At 70.3% G+C, this 14,893-nt stretch carries 14 protein-coding genes and 1 riboswitch; of the genes, 3 read left to right on the top strand and 11 right to left on the bottom strand.

Translation table 11 applies throughout. From position 1 onward, the window contains the following. Window positions 1-116: 116 nt before the first annotated feature. Window positions 117-1,025 carry a DMT family transporter gene (locus tag ABEG18_RS25295; RefSeq protein ID WP_406855788.1) on the bottom strand — a complete coding sequence of 303 codons (909 nt, stop codon included), beginning with the start codon at window positions 1,023-1,025 and terminating at the stop codon, window positions 117-119. 167 nt (window positions 1,026-1,192) lie between these two features. On the opposite strand from ABEG18_RS25295, the gene thiD reads away from it, so the two are divergent. Then, window positions 1,193-2,011, top strand: a complete 819-nt coding sequence (thiD, locus tag ABEG18_RS25290; protein WP_406855787.1) for a bifunctional hydroxymethylpyrimidine kinase/phosphomethylpyrimidine kinase — start codon at window positions 1,193-1,195, stop codon at window positions 2,009-2,011. A 9-nt stretch (window positions 2,012-2,020) separates the two neighbouring features. Here the strand turns inward: thiD and ABEG18_RS25285 are convergent, their stop codons facing one another. Next, window positions 2,021-2,986, bottom strand: a complete 966-nt coding sequence (locus ABEG18_RS25285; RefSeq protein WP_406855786.1) for an ABC transporter substrate-binding protein — start codon at window positions 2,984-2,986, stop codon at window positions 2,021-2,023. A 26-nt stretch (window positions 2,987-3,012) separates the two neighbouring features. Beyond that, the gene (locus ABEG18_RS25280; protein WP_406855785.1) at window positions 3,013-3,852 is read right to left on the bottom strand and encodes an ABC transporter permease; all 840 of its coding nucleotides are present in this window, start codon (window positions 3,850-3,852) and stop codon (window positions 3,013-3,015) included. Continuing rightward, a riboswitch (TPP riboswitch) is annotated at window positions 3,843-3,950 on the bottom strand. (Overlaps the previous gene by 10 nt.) A gap of 122 nt (window positions 3,951-4,072) precedes the next feature. On the opposite strand from ABEG18_RS25280, the gene ABEG18_RS25275 reads away from it, so the two are divergent. Then, the gene (locus ABEG18_RS25275) at window positions 4,073-5,335 is read left to right on the top strand and encodes an MFS transporter (protein ID WP_406855784.1); all 1,263 of its coding nucleotides are present in this window, start codon (window positions 4,073-4,075) and stop codon (window positions 5,333-5,335) included. Then, window positions 5,335-5,811 carry a YaiI/YqxD family protein gene (locus ABEG18_RS25270; RefSeq protein WP_406855783.1) on the top strand — a complete coding sequence of 159 codons (477 nt, stop codon included), beginning with the start codon at window positions 5,335-5,337 and terminating at the stop codon, window positions 5,809-5,811. Before ABEG18_RS25275 ends, ABEG18_RS25270 begins: the two co-directional genes overlap by 1 nt. A gap of 18 nt (window positions 5,812-5,829) precedes the next feature. Here the strand turns inward: ABEG18_RS25270 and ABEG18_RS25265 are convergent, their stop codons facing one another. The 8 genes from ABEG18_RS25265 to ugpA all read right to left on the bottom strand — a co-directional run bounded on the left by ABEG18_RS25265 (window position 5,830) and on the right by ugpA (window position 14,817). Beyond that, window positions 5,830-6,180 carry a RidA family protein gene (locus ABEG18_RS25265; protein ID WP_406855782.1) on the bottom strand — a complete coding sequence of 117 codons (351 nt, stop codon included), beginning with the start codon at window positions 6,178-6,180 and terminating at the stop codon, window positions 5,830-5,832. Window positions 6,181-6,240: 60 nt separating this feature from the next. Beyond that, window positions 6,241-6,489, bottom strand: coding sequence for a DUF1272 domain-containing protein (locus tag ABEG18_RS25260; protein WP_406855781.1), 249 nt, complete (start codon window positions 6,487-6,489; stop codon window positions 6,241-6,243). A gap of 115 nt (window positions 6,490-6,604) precedes the next feature. Beyond that, complete coding sequence (polA, locus tag ABEG18_RS25255) at window positions 6,605-9,667, bottom strand: DNA polymerase I (protein WP_406855780.1); 3,063 nt, start codon at window positions 9,665-9,667, stop codon at window positions 6,605-6,607. A gap of 57 nt (window positions 9,668-9,724) precedes the next feature. Continuing rightward, window positions 9,725-11,356 carry a histidine ammonia-lyase gene (gene hutH / locus ABEG18_RS25250; RefSeq protein WP_406855779.1) on the bottom strand — a complete coding sequence of 544 codons (1,632 nt, stop codon included), beginning with the start codon at window positions 11,354-11,356 and terminating at the stop codon, window positions 9,725-9,727. 64 nt (window positions 11,357-11,420) lie between these two features. Further along, window positions 11,421-11,858, bottom strand: a complete 438-nt coding sequence (locus ABEG18_RS25245; RefSeq protein WP_406855778.1) for a hypothetical protein — start codon at window positions 11,856-11,858, stop codon at window positions 11,421-11,423. A gap of 100 nt (window positions 11,859-11,958) precedes the next feature. Beyond that, a complete protein-coding gene (locus ABEG18_RS25240) occupies window positions 11,959-13,059 on the bottom strand; it encodes a sn-glycerol-3-phosphate import ATP-binding protein UgpC (RefSeq protein WP_406855777.1) in 1,101 nt (366 codons plus the stop codon). A gap of 2 nt (window positions 13,060-13,061) precedes the next feature. After that, window positions 13,062-13,910, bottom strand: a complete 849-nt coding sequence (gene ugpE, locus ABEG18_RS25235; RefSeq protein ID WP_406855776.1) for a sn-glycerol-3-phosphate ABC transporter permease UgpE — start codon at window positions 13,908-13,910, stop codon at window positions 13,062-13,064. 25 nt (window positions 13,911-13,935) lie between these two features. Then, window positions 13,936-14,817 carry a sn-glycerol-3-phosphate ABC transporter permease UgpA gene (gene ugpA / locus ABEG18_RS25230; RefSeq protein WP_406855775.1) on the bottom strand — a complete coding sequence of 294 codons (882 nt, stop codon included), beginning with the start codon at window positions 14,815-14,817 and terminating at the stop codon, window positions 13,936-13,938. Window positions 14,818-14,893: the final 76 nt, after the last annotated feature.

Below are 14,893 nucleotides of genomic sequence, written 5' to 3'. Positions count from 1 at the left end.
GGGCAGCGTGATGACGCGGGTTATCCGCCGTCATCATGCATCGCGCCAGGTTAACGAAACGCAAGATCTTCCCGTTAAACGCGCATCTGGGTTGAGCAATGCCTTGGGCGGGGCGTTCAGCCGGCGCGCCGTTCGGCGATCAACAGCCCCACGCCGCTCGCGATGATGAGCGCCGCGCCGCCAAACACCGCCGCCTTGGGGATGTCGCCCCAGATCGCGAAGCCGAAGATGAACGCCCAGACCAGGGCCGAATACTCGAAGGGGGCCACCGCGGAGGCGGGGGCGTGCCGGAAGCCCTCGAAGACGAAATACTGCCCGGCGCCGCCGGCCACGCCGAGGCCCAGCAGCAGCAGGGCCTGCGTGACGGTCGGGGTCACCCACAGGAAGGGCAGCGCCGCCGCGCAGCCCACCGCGAAGATGAAGTTGGAGGCGATCATCTGCGTGGCGGTCGCCTCGGTGCGGCTGATGATGCGGACCAGCACGTTGGTCCAGGCCCACAGGAAGGCCGAGCCCAGCACCATGGCGGCCGGCAGCAGGTCGACGGTTCCGCCCGGGTCGGACGCCAGCGCCACCCCGGCGAAGCCGACGCCGGCCGCGATCCAGCGCGCCAGGGTGACCTTCTCCTTCAGGATCAGGATGGACAGCACCATCACGAAGATCGGGGCCGCGAAATAAAGCGTCACCAGTTCGGCCAGGGGCAGCCACTTGGCGGCCGAGTAGTAGGAGAGCCACGCCGCCAGGATCAGCACGCCCCGGCCCAGCAACGCCCCCTTGCGGCGGCTGCGCAGGGCGGCCCCATAGACGTGCGGACCGGCCAGGAGGCCGGCGAAGAGCATGATCATGATGCTGCGCGCGAACAGGATCTCGAAAACCGGCAGATCGGCCACGAGCCATTTGACGATGGCGTCCTGCACGCTGAAGCAGGCGTAGCCGCACATCGCCAGCCCGATCCCGGTCATCACGCGCGGCGGCCCGAAGGCCGGCGTGGGCGCGGCGGGACTCTCGGTGGGAGGCGGCGGCTGCATCGGGGGGGCGGACCATCGGCGGTGGAACAGGGAAGCGGCGGCGCGGCGGCGCGTCCCGCCGGAACGCGCCCCCTTCTGTCATCCCCTCGCCCCCGGCGCCAGAGGCGTGCGACTTGCCGTGAGCCGGCAGGGGCCTTAGCTGTCGGGCGTGACGCGAGGACGACGCCGTGACCTTCACCTCAGCTCCCAAGACCCCGATCGCGGTGACCATCGCGGGCTCCGATTCCGGCGGCGGCGCCGGAATCCAGGCGGACCTGAAGACCTTCTCGGCCCTGGGCGTCTATGGGGCGACCGTCGTCACCGCGCTCACGGCCCAGAACACCGTGGGCGTGCAGGGCATCCACGACGTCCCGGCCGCCTTCATCGCGCAGCAGATGGACTCGGTCTTCTCCGACCTGGCGGTCGACGCCGTGAAGATCGGCATGCTGTCGCAGGCCGCCGTCATCGAGACGGTGGCGGCCGGGCTGGAGCGGCGCGGCGTCTCCCGGATCGTGCTCGACCCGGTGATGATCGCCACCAGCGGCGACCGGCTGATCGCGCTCGACGCCGTCCAGGCGCTGCGGACCGTGCTGATCCCGCGCGCCTGCCTGATCACCCCGAACCTGCCGGAGGCGGCGGCGCTGCTGGACGCGCCCGTCGCCCATCGCGAGGACGAGATGCGCCGCCAGGGCGAGGCGCTGCTGGCGGCGGGCGCGCGCGCCGTGCTGATGAAGGGCGGCCACGGAGCGGGCGACCGCAGCGTCGACCTGCTGGTCGAGCCGGCCGGAACGACCCGCTTCGAGGGCCCCCGCGTGGCGACCCGCAACACCCACGGCACGGGCTGCTCGCTCTCGGCAGCCATCGCGGCCGGGCTCGCCAAGGGTCTGGACCTGCGGGAGGCGGTGGGCGCGGCCAAGACCTGGCTCACATCCGCCCTGCAGGCCGCCGACACGCTCCGGATCGGGCATGGCCACGGCCCGGTGCATCACTTCCACGCCTGGTGGTAGGCGGGCGCCTCAGCGGGCGACGGCGTAGCGCTCCACCGGCTCCACGGTCTGGATCAGGCCGCGATCCTTCATGAACTGCGCGAACCGGGCGTAGCGGGTCTTGTCGAGCGCCGCCGGGCTCGCGGCGAGCCGCTTCAGCGTGTCGGCCCAGGCGGTCTTGTTCAGCTCGTCGTCGAGCTTGGGATTGGCCTTCACGAAGGCGCTCCACGCCTCGTCGGGGTCGTTGAGGATCGACAGGGTCGCCATCTCGACCGCGTCGAGGAAGCGCTGCACCCGCGCGTCCCGGGCGCGGTCCTGCCGGACGATGTAGATCAGCTCGTCATAGGGCGGGACGCCGTGCTCCTCCGGGTAGAAGGCCCGGCCGGCCTTGCCGGCGAGCCGCAGCTCGGTCAGCTCGAAATTGCGGAAGGCGCCGATCACGGCGTCCACCTGGCCGGCCATCAGCGCCGGGGTCAGGGCGAAGTTGATGTTGACCAGCTTCACGTCCGTCAGCTTCAGCCCGGCCTCGGCCAGCATGGTGGAGAGCAGCGCCTCCTCGAAGCCGGCGATGGAGTAGCCCACGGTGCGGCCCTTGAGGTCCGCGATGGTCTTCACCGGGCCGTCGGCGAGCGCGACGAGGCTGTTCAGGGGCGTCGCCACCGCGGCGCCGATCCGGATCACCGGCATCCCTTCCTGCACCTGCTGGTAGAGGTTGGGCTGGTACGAAATGGCGATGTCGCCCTGTCCGGCCGCGACCAGCCGGGGCGGCGCGGACGGATCGGCGGGCTCCACCAGGGTCACGTCGAGCCCGGCCTTGGCGAAGAAGCCCTTCTCCTTGGCCACCACCAGGGCGGCGTGGTCGGGATTGACGAACCAGTCGAGCAGGACGGTGAGCTTCTCGACCGGCTGGGCCTGCGCCGGCTTCGCCGAGAGGCCGGCCAGGGGAGCGGCGGCCGCGAACATCAGCAGGCCGAAGAGGAGGGAGCGAACGCGCATCGTCGGACCTTTCAGGGAGGGAAGCGTCAGGCTTTCGATCGGGAGAGGACAGGGCCGGTGAAGCCCGGGCCGAGGCTGTCGGGCGCCCAGCGCAGCCAGCGCCGCGTCAGGCGGTCGACCAGCAGCCACAGCGCCACCGACATCGCGGCCAGCACCGCCAGGGAGGCGAACACCATGTCGGTCTGCGAGCGGCCGTTGGCGTGCAGGATCAGGAGGCCGAGGCCCGCCGAAGAGCCCACCCATTCGCCCACGATGGCCCCGATGGGGGCCACGGCGGCGGCGATGCGCAGGCCCGCCGCCCAGGACGGCAGCGCGGACGGGATGCGGATCATCCACAGGCTCTGGAGCGGCGTCGCGCCATGCAGGCGCGCCAGCTCCAGGAGGCCCGGATCGGTGCGGCGGAGCCCCTCGAGGCCGTTGGTGGCGACCGGGAAGAAGATGATCAGGGTGGCCATCACCACCTTGGAGGCGAGCCCGAAGCCGAACCACACCACCAGCAGGGGCGCGATCGCGAACACCGGCAGCGCCTGGCTGACGACCAGGATCGGCCCCAGCGCCCGCTCCAAAGCGGGCCAGCGCGACATGGCTAGCGCGGCCGCGAGCCCGGCCAGCGAACCGGACGCGAAACCGCACAGGATCTCGATGAGCGTGGTCAGGGCCTCCGCGCCGATCACCGGCCAGCGGTGGACCAGCGTGGCCAGGATCCGGCTCGGCGCCGGCAGCAGATAGGCGGGCGCGTCGGTCAGCCGCACCCCGGCCTCCCAGGCCAGGATCAGGGCCGCCGCGGTGACCCAGGCGAGCGGATCGAAACGCCAGGCGCGGCGTCGCGCGGGAGCTTGGCGGATATCGGGGGGGCTCGTCGCCATCTCACGTTCCCTCCGCCGGTGCGAGCCGGATCAGGTTCGACGAGTTGGCGGGACGCCTCTCAGCGCCTTCTGCGGAAGGCGCACCCCGACGAGAGATGCCCACACCTACCCCGAGAGCCGACGCCTACGCAAGGCTGCCCGTCGCGCCGCATGCCTGCCCCCCTGGGGGCGCGGTTGACACTCCCGCCGGCGGGAAGCGACGGTGGCGGCGGGGCCGCCCATGCGTGGAGGCCTGGCCGTCCGCCGCGCGTGTCGCGGCGGGACGGACCGATGCTGGCCCGGGGAGTTCAAGCTGGACGCGGAAGGGGAAAAGCGGCTCCTGCTGGTGCTGGGCCTGTGCGGCTTTGCGAGCGCCTTCGCGGCGCGCTCCACCGACCCCATCGTCAACTCCATCGCGGCCCAGTTCCAGGCGCCCGTCGCCACGGTGGCGCTGCTGTCGTCCTGCTACGCGCTTCCGTACGGGCTGGGGCAGCCCGTGCTGGGCCCCATGGGAGACGCGGCGGGGAAGATCTCCGTGCTGCGCGTCTGCCTCGTGGTCTTCGCGCTGGCGCTGGCGGCCGGCGTCTTCGCCACGTCGCTGGAGCAGCTCTTCGTCAGCCGCATCCTGGCCGGGGTGGCGGCGGGCGGCGTCATCCCGCTGGCCCTCGCGATGGTGGGCGACGCCTTCGCGTATGAGCGCCGGCAGGTGGCGATCTCGCGCTTCCTGGCCGCGGCTCTCATCGGCCAGCTTCTCGGCGTCACCTCCTCCGGCGTGATGGCGGACTGGGTCGGCTGGCGCGGCGCCCTGGCCGTCACGGCCCTGGCGGCCCTGCTGGCCGTCGTGGGCGTCTTCGCGGGGCTTCCGGCCGAGGCCGTCCGGCGCGAGCGCTCGCGCTTCAGCGTCGCGGACGCGATGGGACGCTACCGGCTGGTCTTCGCCAATCCGCGCTCGCTGGTGTGCTTCGGCACCGTCTTCGTCGAGGGCCTCGCCATCTACGGGGTCCTGCCCTTCGTGCCCGAGCTGCTCCAGGCGCGCGGGGGCGGCACGGCGACCCAGGCCGGCTTCGTCATCGCCGGGCTCGGCCTCGGCGGCATGGCGTTCTCGGCGTCCGTGTCGTTGCTGCTGCGCCGGTTCCCGGTCTATCTGCTGATGCGGGCCGGCGGGCTCCTGGGCGGGCTCGGGCTCGCCGGGCTGGCCGCGGCGCCCAATTGGTTCACGATGCTGGCCTGCTTCACGGCGCTCGGATTCGGCTTCTTCATGCTGCACAACTCGCTACAGAACCGCGCCACCGAACTGGCCCCGACCGCGCGCGGCTCGGCCATCGCGCTGCACGCCTTCTTCTTCTTCCTGGGCCAGGCGCTGGCCCCGCCGGCGTTCGGCGCCGGCCTGCACCGGCTGGGCGCCGAGCCCGCGCTGCTCGCCTGCGCGGTCATCCTCGCCCTGGGGGGCGTGGCCGCGGGCCTGCTGCTCAAGCGGGCCGACATCCGGGAGGGCCTCGCCTGATGGACGCGCCCGGCGCCATCGCGATCTATGTCGACGCGGACGCCTGCCCGGTGAAGGCGGAGGTCTACCGCGTCGCCGAGCGCCATCGCCTGCGCGTCATCGTGGTCGCCAACAGCTTCATGCAGATCCCGCGCGATCCGATGATCGAGCGGGTCGTCGTGCCGGCCGGACCGGACGCGGCGGACGACTGGATCGCCGAGCGGGCGGTGCGCGGGGCCGTGGTGATCACCGCCGACATCCCGCTCGCGAGCCGCTGCATCAAGTCCGGGGCGGACGTGATCGGGCCGACGGGCAAGCCGTTCACGCCGGATTCGATCGGCATGGCGCTGGCCTCCCGCAACCTGATGGAGGAGCTGCGCTCGGCCGGGGAGACCACCGGCGGCCCGCGGCCCTTCTCGCCGCGCGACCGCTCCGCGTTTTTGTCCGCCCTCGACCTCGCCATCGTGCGGCTGAAGCGGGCCGGGTTCACGCCCTGAGGCGCCGGGAGCGCGCCCTCAGCGGGCCGCCACCATGACGATCTCGACCGTGTAGTCGGGCGCCGCGAGCTTCGCCTCGACGGTGGCGCGCGCCGGGGTGTTGCCCTGCGAGACCCAGGAGTCCCACACGGCGTTCATCTCCTGGAACGTCTTGATGTCGGCGAGATAGATCGTCGCCGACAGGATCCTGGTCTTGTCGCTGCCGGCTTCCGCCAGCGTCTCGTCGATCTGGGCCAGGATGTCGCGGGTCTGCTCGCCGACGCTCTTGCCCTTGGCGGCGTCGGCGACGTGGCCGGCGAGATAGATCGTGTTTCCGTGCACCACGGCGTCGCTCATGCGCGGGCCGCAACCGATGCGTTCGATGCTCATCATGTTCCTCCTGGATGGGAGCCCCCGATTAGAGGGGCGGCGCCAGGAGCGCAACCGGGATCAGGCGGCCGCCGGACAGGGCGGGTCCGCGTGCACCCTCACCGCGCTGGCCGGATGCCTCGCGAGCATCGCCGGCGGACGGACGGGGCGCGCCGCAAACTCGCCGCCGCAATTCGGGCAGCGGCCGCCGAGACGCGTCTCCACGCAGTCGCGGCAGAACGTGCACTCGTAGGTGCAGATCATCGCCTCGCGGCTGTCGGGCGGCAGGTCCTTGTCGCAACACTCGCAATTGGGTCGCAGCGCCAGCATGGCGGGGGGCTCCTTGGGGTCGAGCCACCCATCCTAACCGCACGAAAACGCCCCTGTGAAGCCGCCGCCTCACCCGTCCGTCGCGGGGAGGGTGAGGTGCGGCCCCATGCCAAGCTCAGTGCGCCTCGTCCCAGTTGTGGGCGGCGCGGGCGTCGACCTGGAGCGGCACGGAGAGGTTCACGGCCGGGTGCGGGGCCTCCTCCATGATGCGCCGGACGACCGGGATGGTCTTCTCGACCTCCTCGTCCGGGACCTCGAAGACCAGCTCGTCATGCACCTGCAGGAGCATGCGGGCCGCCAGCCGGGCCTTCTCGAGCGCCGGCTCGATGCGCACCATGGCGCGGCGGATGATGTCGGCCGCCGAGCCCTGGATGGGCGCGTTGATGGCGGCGCGTTCCATGAAGGCGCGCTCCTGCGGGTTCTTGGAGTTGATCTGCGGGTAGTGCGCCTTGCGGCCGAAAATGGTCGCCACATAGCCGTTGGAGCGGGCGAAGCGCTTCGTCTCCTCCATGTAGTCGCGGATGCCCGGGAAGCGCTCGAAGTACTTCTTGATGTAGGCGCCCGCCTCCTCGCGCGGGATGCCGAGCTGGTTGGCCAGGCCGAAGGCCGAGATGCCGTAAATGATGCCGAAATTGATCGCCTTGGCGCGGCGGCGGACCATCGGATCCATGCCCTCCACCGGCACGCCGAACATCTCCGACGCGGTCAGCGCGTGAATGTCGATGCCCTCCGCGAAGGCGCGCTTGAGCTGCGGGATGTCGGCCACATGGGCCAGCACGCGCAGCTCGATCTGCGAGTAGTCGGCCGACAGGAGCTTGCAGCCCGGCGCCGACACGAAGGCGGCGCGGATCTTGCGCCCTTCCTCGGTGCGGATCGGGATGTTCTGGATGTTCGGCTCGGAGGAGGAGAGCCGCCCCGTGGTGGTCGACGCCATCGAGAAGCAGGTGTGCACGCGCTGGGTCTGCGGGTGCACATAGCCGGGCAGCGCGTCCGTGTAGGTCGATTTCAGCTTGGAGAGCTGGCGCCAGTTGAGGATGCGCGAGGGCAGCTCGTGCCCCTGCTCGGCCAGCTCGTCCAGCACGCCGGCGCTGGTCGACCACGCGCCCGTGGCGGTCTTCTTGGCGCCGGGCAGGCCCATCTTGCCGAACAGGATGTCGCCCAGCTGCTTGGGCGAGCCGAGATTGAAGGGCTCGCCGGCCAGCTCGTGGATCTCGGCCTCCAGGCTCGCCATCTTCTGGGCGAACTCGCCCGAGAGGCGCGACAGGATCTGCCGGTCGATGGCGACGCCGCGCTGCTCCATGCGCCCCAGCACGGTGCTGAGCGGCCGCTCCAGCGTCTCGTAGGCGGCCGTCATGCCCTCCGCCGGGAGGCGCGACTTCAGCACGTGCCAGAGCCGGAAGGTGACGTCGGCGTCCTCGGCGGCGTATTCGGCAGCCTTGTCGATGGCGACGCGGGCGAAGCCGATGAAGCTCTTGCCGCTGCCGGCGACCTGCCCGAACTGGATGGACTGGTGCCCGAGCCAGCGGTCGGCGAGGTCGTCCATGCCGTGGTTGGAGCGCCCCGCGTCCAGCACGTAGGACAGCAGCATCGTGTCGTCGGCGGGCGCGACCTCGACGCCGTGCCGCCGCAGCACCATCCAGTCATATTTGAAGTTCTGCGCCGCCTTGAGGACCCCCTTGGCCTCCATCAGCGGCTTCAGGCGGGCCAGGACGTCGGCCAGCGCGAGCTGGTCCGGCAGCAGCTCCGCGCCGCCGAAGAGGTCGCCCTTGCCCTCGCCCTTGTGGCCGACCGGGATGTAGCAGGCGCGCCCGGGCGCGGTGGCGAGCGAGAAGCCCACCAGCTCGGCCTGCATCGCGTCGAGCGACGTCGTCTCGGTGTCGAAGGCCACGAAGCCGAGGTCGAAGGCCTCGGCGATCCAGGCGTCGAGCCGGTCGAGGCTGCGGACGGTCTCGTATTGCGACAGGTCGAACGGGATCGCCCGCATGCGGGCCGCGATCTCGCCCGCCCGGTGGGCGGGAGTCTGGCCCGCCGCCGCCTCGGCGGCCGACGCGGCCGGGACGGTGTTGGCCGCCCCCGCATAGGTTCCGGCCCGGGTCTGGGGCGCGCCCATGGCGGCGCTGCGGCCCGGCCTGGCCGACGCCTCCGCGTCGCCTCGGACGGCCGGCTCGGCGTTCTCGTGGCCGCCGTGGAACCCTGTCCCGGCCCCCGGGGCGGCCAGAGCGGGATCAGCGTCGACCGCGCCGGCGTCGATCCCGTAGGCCTCGCTCACCCGGCGGGTGACGGCGTTGAACTCCATCGCCTTCAGGAAGGAGATCAGCAGCTTCGGGTCGGGATCGTGCACGCCGATGCTGTCGATGGGCCGGTTCAGCGGCACGTGCTTGTCCAGGAGCACGAGCTTGCGGGAGAGCCGCGCCTTCTCGGCGTTCTCGATCAGCGCCTCCCGGCGCTTGGGCTGCTTGATCTCGGCGGCGCGGGCGAGCAGCGTCTCCAGGTCGCCATATTCGCCGATGAGCTGCGCAGCGGTCTTCACCCCGATGCCAGGCACGCCCGGGACGTTGTCGATGGGGTCGCCGATGAGCGCCTGGACCTCGACCACCTTCTCGGGCTGGACACCAAATTTCTCGACCACCTCGTCGCGGCCGATGCGCTTCTCCTTCATGGTGTCGTACATGGTCACGCCATTGCCGACGAGCTGCATGAGGTCCTTGTCGGAGGCCACGATGGTGGTGGTCGCGCCGGCCTCGCAGGCCAGGCGCGCATAGGTGGCGATGATGTCGTCCGCCTCGTAGTTCTCCTGCTCGACGCAGGGAATGTCGAAGGCCCGCACCGCCTCGCGGATCAGCCGGAACTGCGGCCGCAGGTCGTCCGGCGGCTCAGGGCGCTGCGCCTTGTAGCCGTCGTACATGGCGTTGCGGAAGGTCGTGGCCGAATGGTCGAACACCACCGCCAGATGGGTCGGCTTCTCGCCCGCGACCGAGTCGCGCAGGAGCCGCCACAGCATGTTGCAGAAGCCCGCCACGGCCCCGATCGGCAGCCCGTCGGACTTGCGCGTCAGAGGCGGCAGCGCGTGATAGGCGCGGAAGATGTAGGACGACCCGTCCACCAGGAACACGTGGTCGCCCTTCTGGACGGGGCGTTCGGCGGATCGGGGGAGGGAGGCGAGGGCGGGTTCGGACATGCCCTCTTCTACACGCCCTCGCGCGCGCGGGCGAGAGGCGGCGGGAGCTCCCGGACGTTACTCCAGCCGTCCCACGGCGGCCTCCACCGCCTCCACGATGCTGTCGAACCGCACCAGCTCGCGGGCCTTGCGCATCTCGCTGGCGTACCAGCGGTCGCCGTCCAGCGCGGGCTCGATGAAGCTGCGGATCGAGTCCAGCGCGGCGCGGGAGCCGGTCCCGAGCGGATGCGCCTTGGCGACGGGCTCGACCAGCGACAGCGCCTGGGCGGCCATCAGCAGCTCGCCGGCGACGATCTGCTCCACGTTCTCCACCACCGTGCGGGCCTTGCGGGCGCACCAGGTGGAGTTCGACACATGGTCCTCGGCGTTGCTCTTGCCCGGGATGGAGTCGACCGAGCCCGGCATGCAGAGCGTGCGGTTCTCCATCACCAGCGCCGACATGGAGCACTGCACGGTGGCGAAGCCCGTGTTGAGGCCCTTCTTGCCCGCCAGCAGGTTGCGGGGCAGGCCGTAGCTCATGGTCGGGTCGATGAGCCGCGCCAGCCGGCGCTCGCAGATCGAGCCGAGATCCGCCATCGCGATGGCGAGCAGGTCCATGGCCTGGGCCACGTACTGGCCGTGGAAGTGCCCGCCCGACAGGGAGACATAGCCGCCCTTGGAATCGTCGAAGATCAGCGGGTTGTCGGTGGCCGAGTTGATCTCGGTGGCGATCACGCCGTCGATATAGTCCAGCGCCTGGATCACCGGGCCGTGCACCTGGGGTGCGCAGCGCAGCGAATAGACGTCCTGCACGCGCGGCGGCGGGGCGACGCCCTCCTTGCGGTTCTCCTCCGGGAACACAGTGAGGCGGGCCGCCTCCGAGCAGCGCTCGCTGTCGCCGATCAGCTTCAGCACGTTGCGGGCCACAGCGGCCTGCCCCGGATGCGGCCGGGCGGCGTGCACGATCGGCAGGAAGGCGACCTTCTCGCAGCGCATCGCCTCCAGGCTGAGGCAGAGCGACACGTCGGCCGCCTTGCGGATGCGCTTGGCGTCCTCCAGCGCCAGCACCGCGATGGCCAGCGACACCGTGGAGCCGTTGATCAGCGCCGAGGCGTCCTTGGCGCCGAGGTCGAAGTCGGGCGTCAGGCCCGCCGCCTCGATCGCCTCGCGGGCCGGCATGCGCTGGCCGCGATAGACGATCTCGGCCTCCGGGAAGCCGCAGACCGCGCCCGCCATGTGGGCCAGCGGCGCGAGGTCGCCGGAGGCGCCCACCGAGCCTTTGGCGGGGATGACGGGATGCAGGCCGGCGTTGAGGAAGGCGAGCAGCCGCTCGACGAGCTCCACGCGCGGCCCGGAGAAGTTGGACGCGAAGGCGTTGGCGCGCAGCAGCATGGTGGCCCGCACCGCGTCCTCGGGCAGCGGCTCGCCGATCCCGGTGGCGTGGGCGTAGATGGTCTTGGTTTGGTAGGAGACCATCTCGGACATCAGCACCCGCTGGTCCTTGAAGAGGCCCACGCCGGTGTTGAAGGCGTACATCAGGGGCGCCTGGTCGTTCATCCAGTGCGCGTCGATATAGGCGCGCGTGGCCGCGATGCGGTCGCGCGCCTCGGGCGACAGCACGGCTTCCTCGAAGCCGCCGGACGCGTCGGATCGGGCGACCCGCATCACGTCTGCGGCGGTCAGCGTGCGTCCATCGATCTCGATCGCCATCGCGGCTCCCCCTGCGGTTCTGGGGTTCATCCCTACTGCATGGCGGGAGGCGATGTCGACCCGATCAGCAGGGCAGCTTGGTCAGGCTCGGCCTGACGCTGCGGACGATGGCGTCCTTGACCTTCTGGCTGTGCAGGGGCGCGCCCTTCGCGGCGACGACCAGATAATCGGCCCGAAGTCCCAGATATTGCTGCTCGTCGCGGCACATCGGCGGGGTCGTGCAGGCCGTCAGCTGCACGGAGAACTGCGGATAGGGCGGGAAGGCGTAGAACACCTCGCGGCAGCCGCCGGCCGTGATGTCGACCTCCTTTTCGACCAGCGGGAACGGACCGCCGGCGGCGACCGCCAGGACGATGCGCTCGCGCTTCTGCGAAATGACGATGTCGGTCGCCACGACGCCGACCTCGAGCTGCGTCTCGACCCGCTGCTCGGCCAGGACCTGGGCCTTGGCGTCAGGCGCGGCGACGTAGAAAAGAATAGGAAGCACAACTAAAAGACGCATGACCGCAACCTCTCAGGTTGCGATCATCAAGCCACGAGAACTTCAAGACATTCTGAATCCCGAAGGACGAGTCGTCTGCAAAGGCGTTCCGCCGTTGCTTTCACGCTGCGCGTGCATTCTCGCTTTCTACACGCCCAAGTCGCTTTCCGGTCTGGGCGTCGAAGACGTGCACGCAGCGGGCCGGGATGCTCAGCGTCAGCGCCTTCAGTCCCGCCGGGACGGCGCCGGTTGCGACCTGCAGGATGAAGGGGGCGCCGGCCACGAAGCCGTGCAGCAGCTCGGTGGCGCCCAGCTCCTCGATGAAATCGATGGCGAAGGGCGTTCCCGGCGCGCCCTGCGGGGCGATCTCCGCCTCCTCGGGCCGCACACCGACCTCGACGCGGGTTCCCGGCGCGAGGCCCGCCCGCATGTCGTCGGACGCCAGCGTCACCCCGTCCAGGGCGACGCGCCCGTCCGCCTCCACGACGCCGGGCAGGAGGTTCATGGGCGGCGAGCCGATGAAGGTCGCCACGAAGCGGCTCTCCGGACGGCGGTAGATCTGCGTCGGCGTGCCGATCTGCTCGACCTCGCCGGCGTTCATCACCACGAGCTTGTCGGACAGCGTCATCGCCTCGACCTGGTCATGCGTGACATAGATCGAGGTGACGCCCAGCGCGCGCTGCAGCTTCTTGATCTCGACGCGCATCTGCACGCGCAGCTTGGCGTCCAGGTTGGACAGGGGCTCGTCGAACAGGAACACCTGCGGCTTGCGCACGATGGCGCGGCCCATGGCGACGCGCTGGCGCTGGCCGCCCGACAGCGCGCGAGGCTTGCGCTGCAGGAACGGCTCGATCGCCAGGATGCGGGCGGCTTCCGCCACCCGGGCCTCGATCTCGGCCTTGGGCGTGCCGCGGTTGCGCAGGCCATACGCGATGTTGTCGTAGACCGACATGTGCGGGTAGAGCGCGTAGTTCTGGAACACCATCGCGATGTCGCGGTCGGCGGGCTCGATCTGGTTGACGACGCGGCCGCCGATGGCCACGTCGCCGGACGAGATCGTCTCCAGGCCCGCCACCATGCGCAGCAGCGTGGACTTGCCGCAGCCGGAGGGGCCGACCAGCACGCAGAAGCCGCCATCCGGGATGGAGAAGCTGACGCCCTTCACGGCCTCGACGCCGCCGGCGTAGACCTTGCGGACGTCCCTCAGGGTGACTTCGGCCATGCTTACTTCTCCGTCTCAACGAGGCCGCGCACGAACAGCTTCTGCATCAGCAGCACGACCAGGACCGGCGGCAGCATGGCCAGCACGGCGGTGGTCATCGCGAGCTGCCATTCGGTCAGCGCGTCCTGGGTGACCAGCATCTTCTTGATGCCGATCACGATGGTCTGCATGTTCTCGCGGGTGGTGATCAGGAGCGGCCAGAGATACTGGTTCCACCCATAGATGAACTGGATCACGAACAGCGCCGCGATGGTGGTGATCGACAGCGGCAGGACCGTGTCGACGAAGAACTTCCACGGCCCGGCGCCGTCGATCTTGGACGCCTCGGCCAGTTCGTCCGGAATGGTCATGAAGAACTGCCGGAACAGCAGCGTCGCGGTCGCGGACGCGATCAGCGGCACCGCCAGGCCCGCATAGGTGTCCAGCAGGCCCAGATCGGCGACGATCTTGTAGGTCGGGTAGATGCGCACCTCGACCGGCAGCATCAGGGTGACGAAGATCAGCCAGAACGCCGCCATGCGGAACGGAAAGCGGAAATACACGACCGCATAGGCCGAGACGATCGAGATCGCGATCTTGCCCACCGCGATCGACATGGCCATCACGAAGCTGTTGAACAGCATCCGGCCGACCGGCTCCCCGGCCGAGCGGGATCCCGCCAGCAGGGTGCGGCGGTAATTGTCCGGGCCGAAGGGGCCCGGCGTGAGCGGCATCGTCCCGTTGGCGATGGTGCCGGCGTCCCAGGTCGACGCCACGATGGCGAGCCAGACCGGAAAGGCCAGGATGAGGACGCCCAGGCACAGCACGATGTGCGGCAGCGCGTCCGAGAACCAGTGGCGGCGCTCTACCATGGTGAGGATCCTCGCGCGGCGCGCATCAGTAGGTCACCTTGCGCTCGACATAGCGGAACTGGATCGCCGTCAGGGCGATGACGATGACCATCAGCACCACCGACTGCGCCGCCGAGCCGCCGAGGTCGCCGCCCAGCCGGCCGTCCTGGTAGACCTTGTAGACGAGCGTCTCGGTGGCCTTGGCCGGTCCGCCGCGCGTGATGGCGTCGATGATGCCGAAGGTGTCGAAGAAGACATAGACGACGTTGACCACCAGCAGGAAGAAGGTGGTCGGCGACAGCAGCGGGAACACGATGGTCCAGAACCGCCGCGTCGGGCGGGCGCCGTCGATGGCCGCCGCCTCGATCAGGCTCTTGGGGATCGACTGCAGGCCGGCCAGGAAAAACAGGAAATTGTAGGAGATCTGCTTCCAGGTGGCCGCCAGCACGACCAGGATCATGGCGTGCTCGCCGTTCAGCAGCGGATTCCACGGCACGCCCATGGACTGGAGGCCGCGGCCCAGCATGCCGAGCGAGGGCTGGAACATGAACAGCCACAGCACGCCCGCCACCGCCGGCGCCACCGCATAGGGCCAGATCAGCAGCGTGCGGTAGATCGTGCCGCCGCGGATCTGCTTGTCCGCCATCACGGCCAGCAGCAGCGCCAAGCCCATCGACAGCACGGTCACGGCGGAGGAGAAGACCAGCGTCGTCCCCATCGCGGCGTAGTAGTCGGGCTGCTGGAAGAGATGGACGTAGTTCTCGAAGCCCACGAACTCGCTCGAGGTGCCGAACGCGTCCTCCAGCATGAAGGAGGTCCAGACCGCCTGCGAGGCCGGCCAGTAGAAGAACACGAGGGTGACGGCCAGCTGCGGCGCCAGCAGCGCGTAGGGCAGCAGCTTGTTGGTGAAGACCGAGCGCTTTTCCATGGGGGCCGTGCGTGAGGGGGCAGGTTGTGGGGCAAGCGCGCGCAAGCGGCGCCGCCCTCACCCTGGCCCTCCCCCC

It is taken from the genome of Alsobacter sp. KACC 23698 (assembly GCF_045348435.1).
In the GTDB taxonomy this organism is placed as follows: domain Bacteria; phylum Pseudomonadota; class Alphaproteobacteria; order Rhizobiales; family Beijerinckiaceae; genus Alsobacter.
The sequence above is the reverse complement of the archived record's forward strand: the minus strand, read 5'-3'. Positions and strand labels throughout refer to the sequence as shown.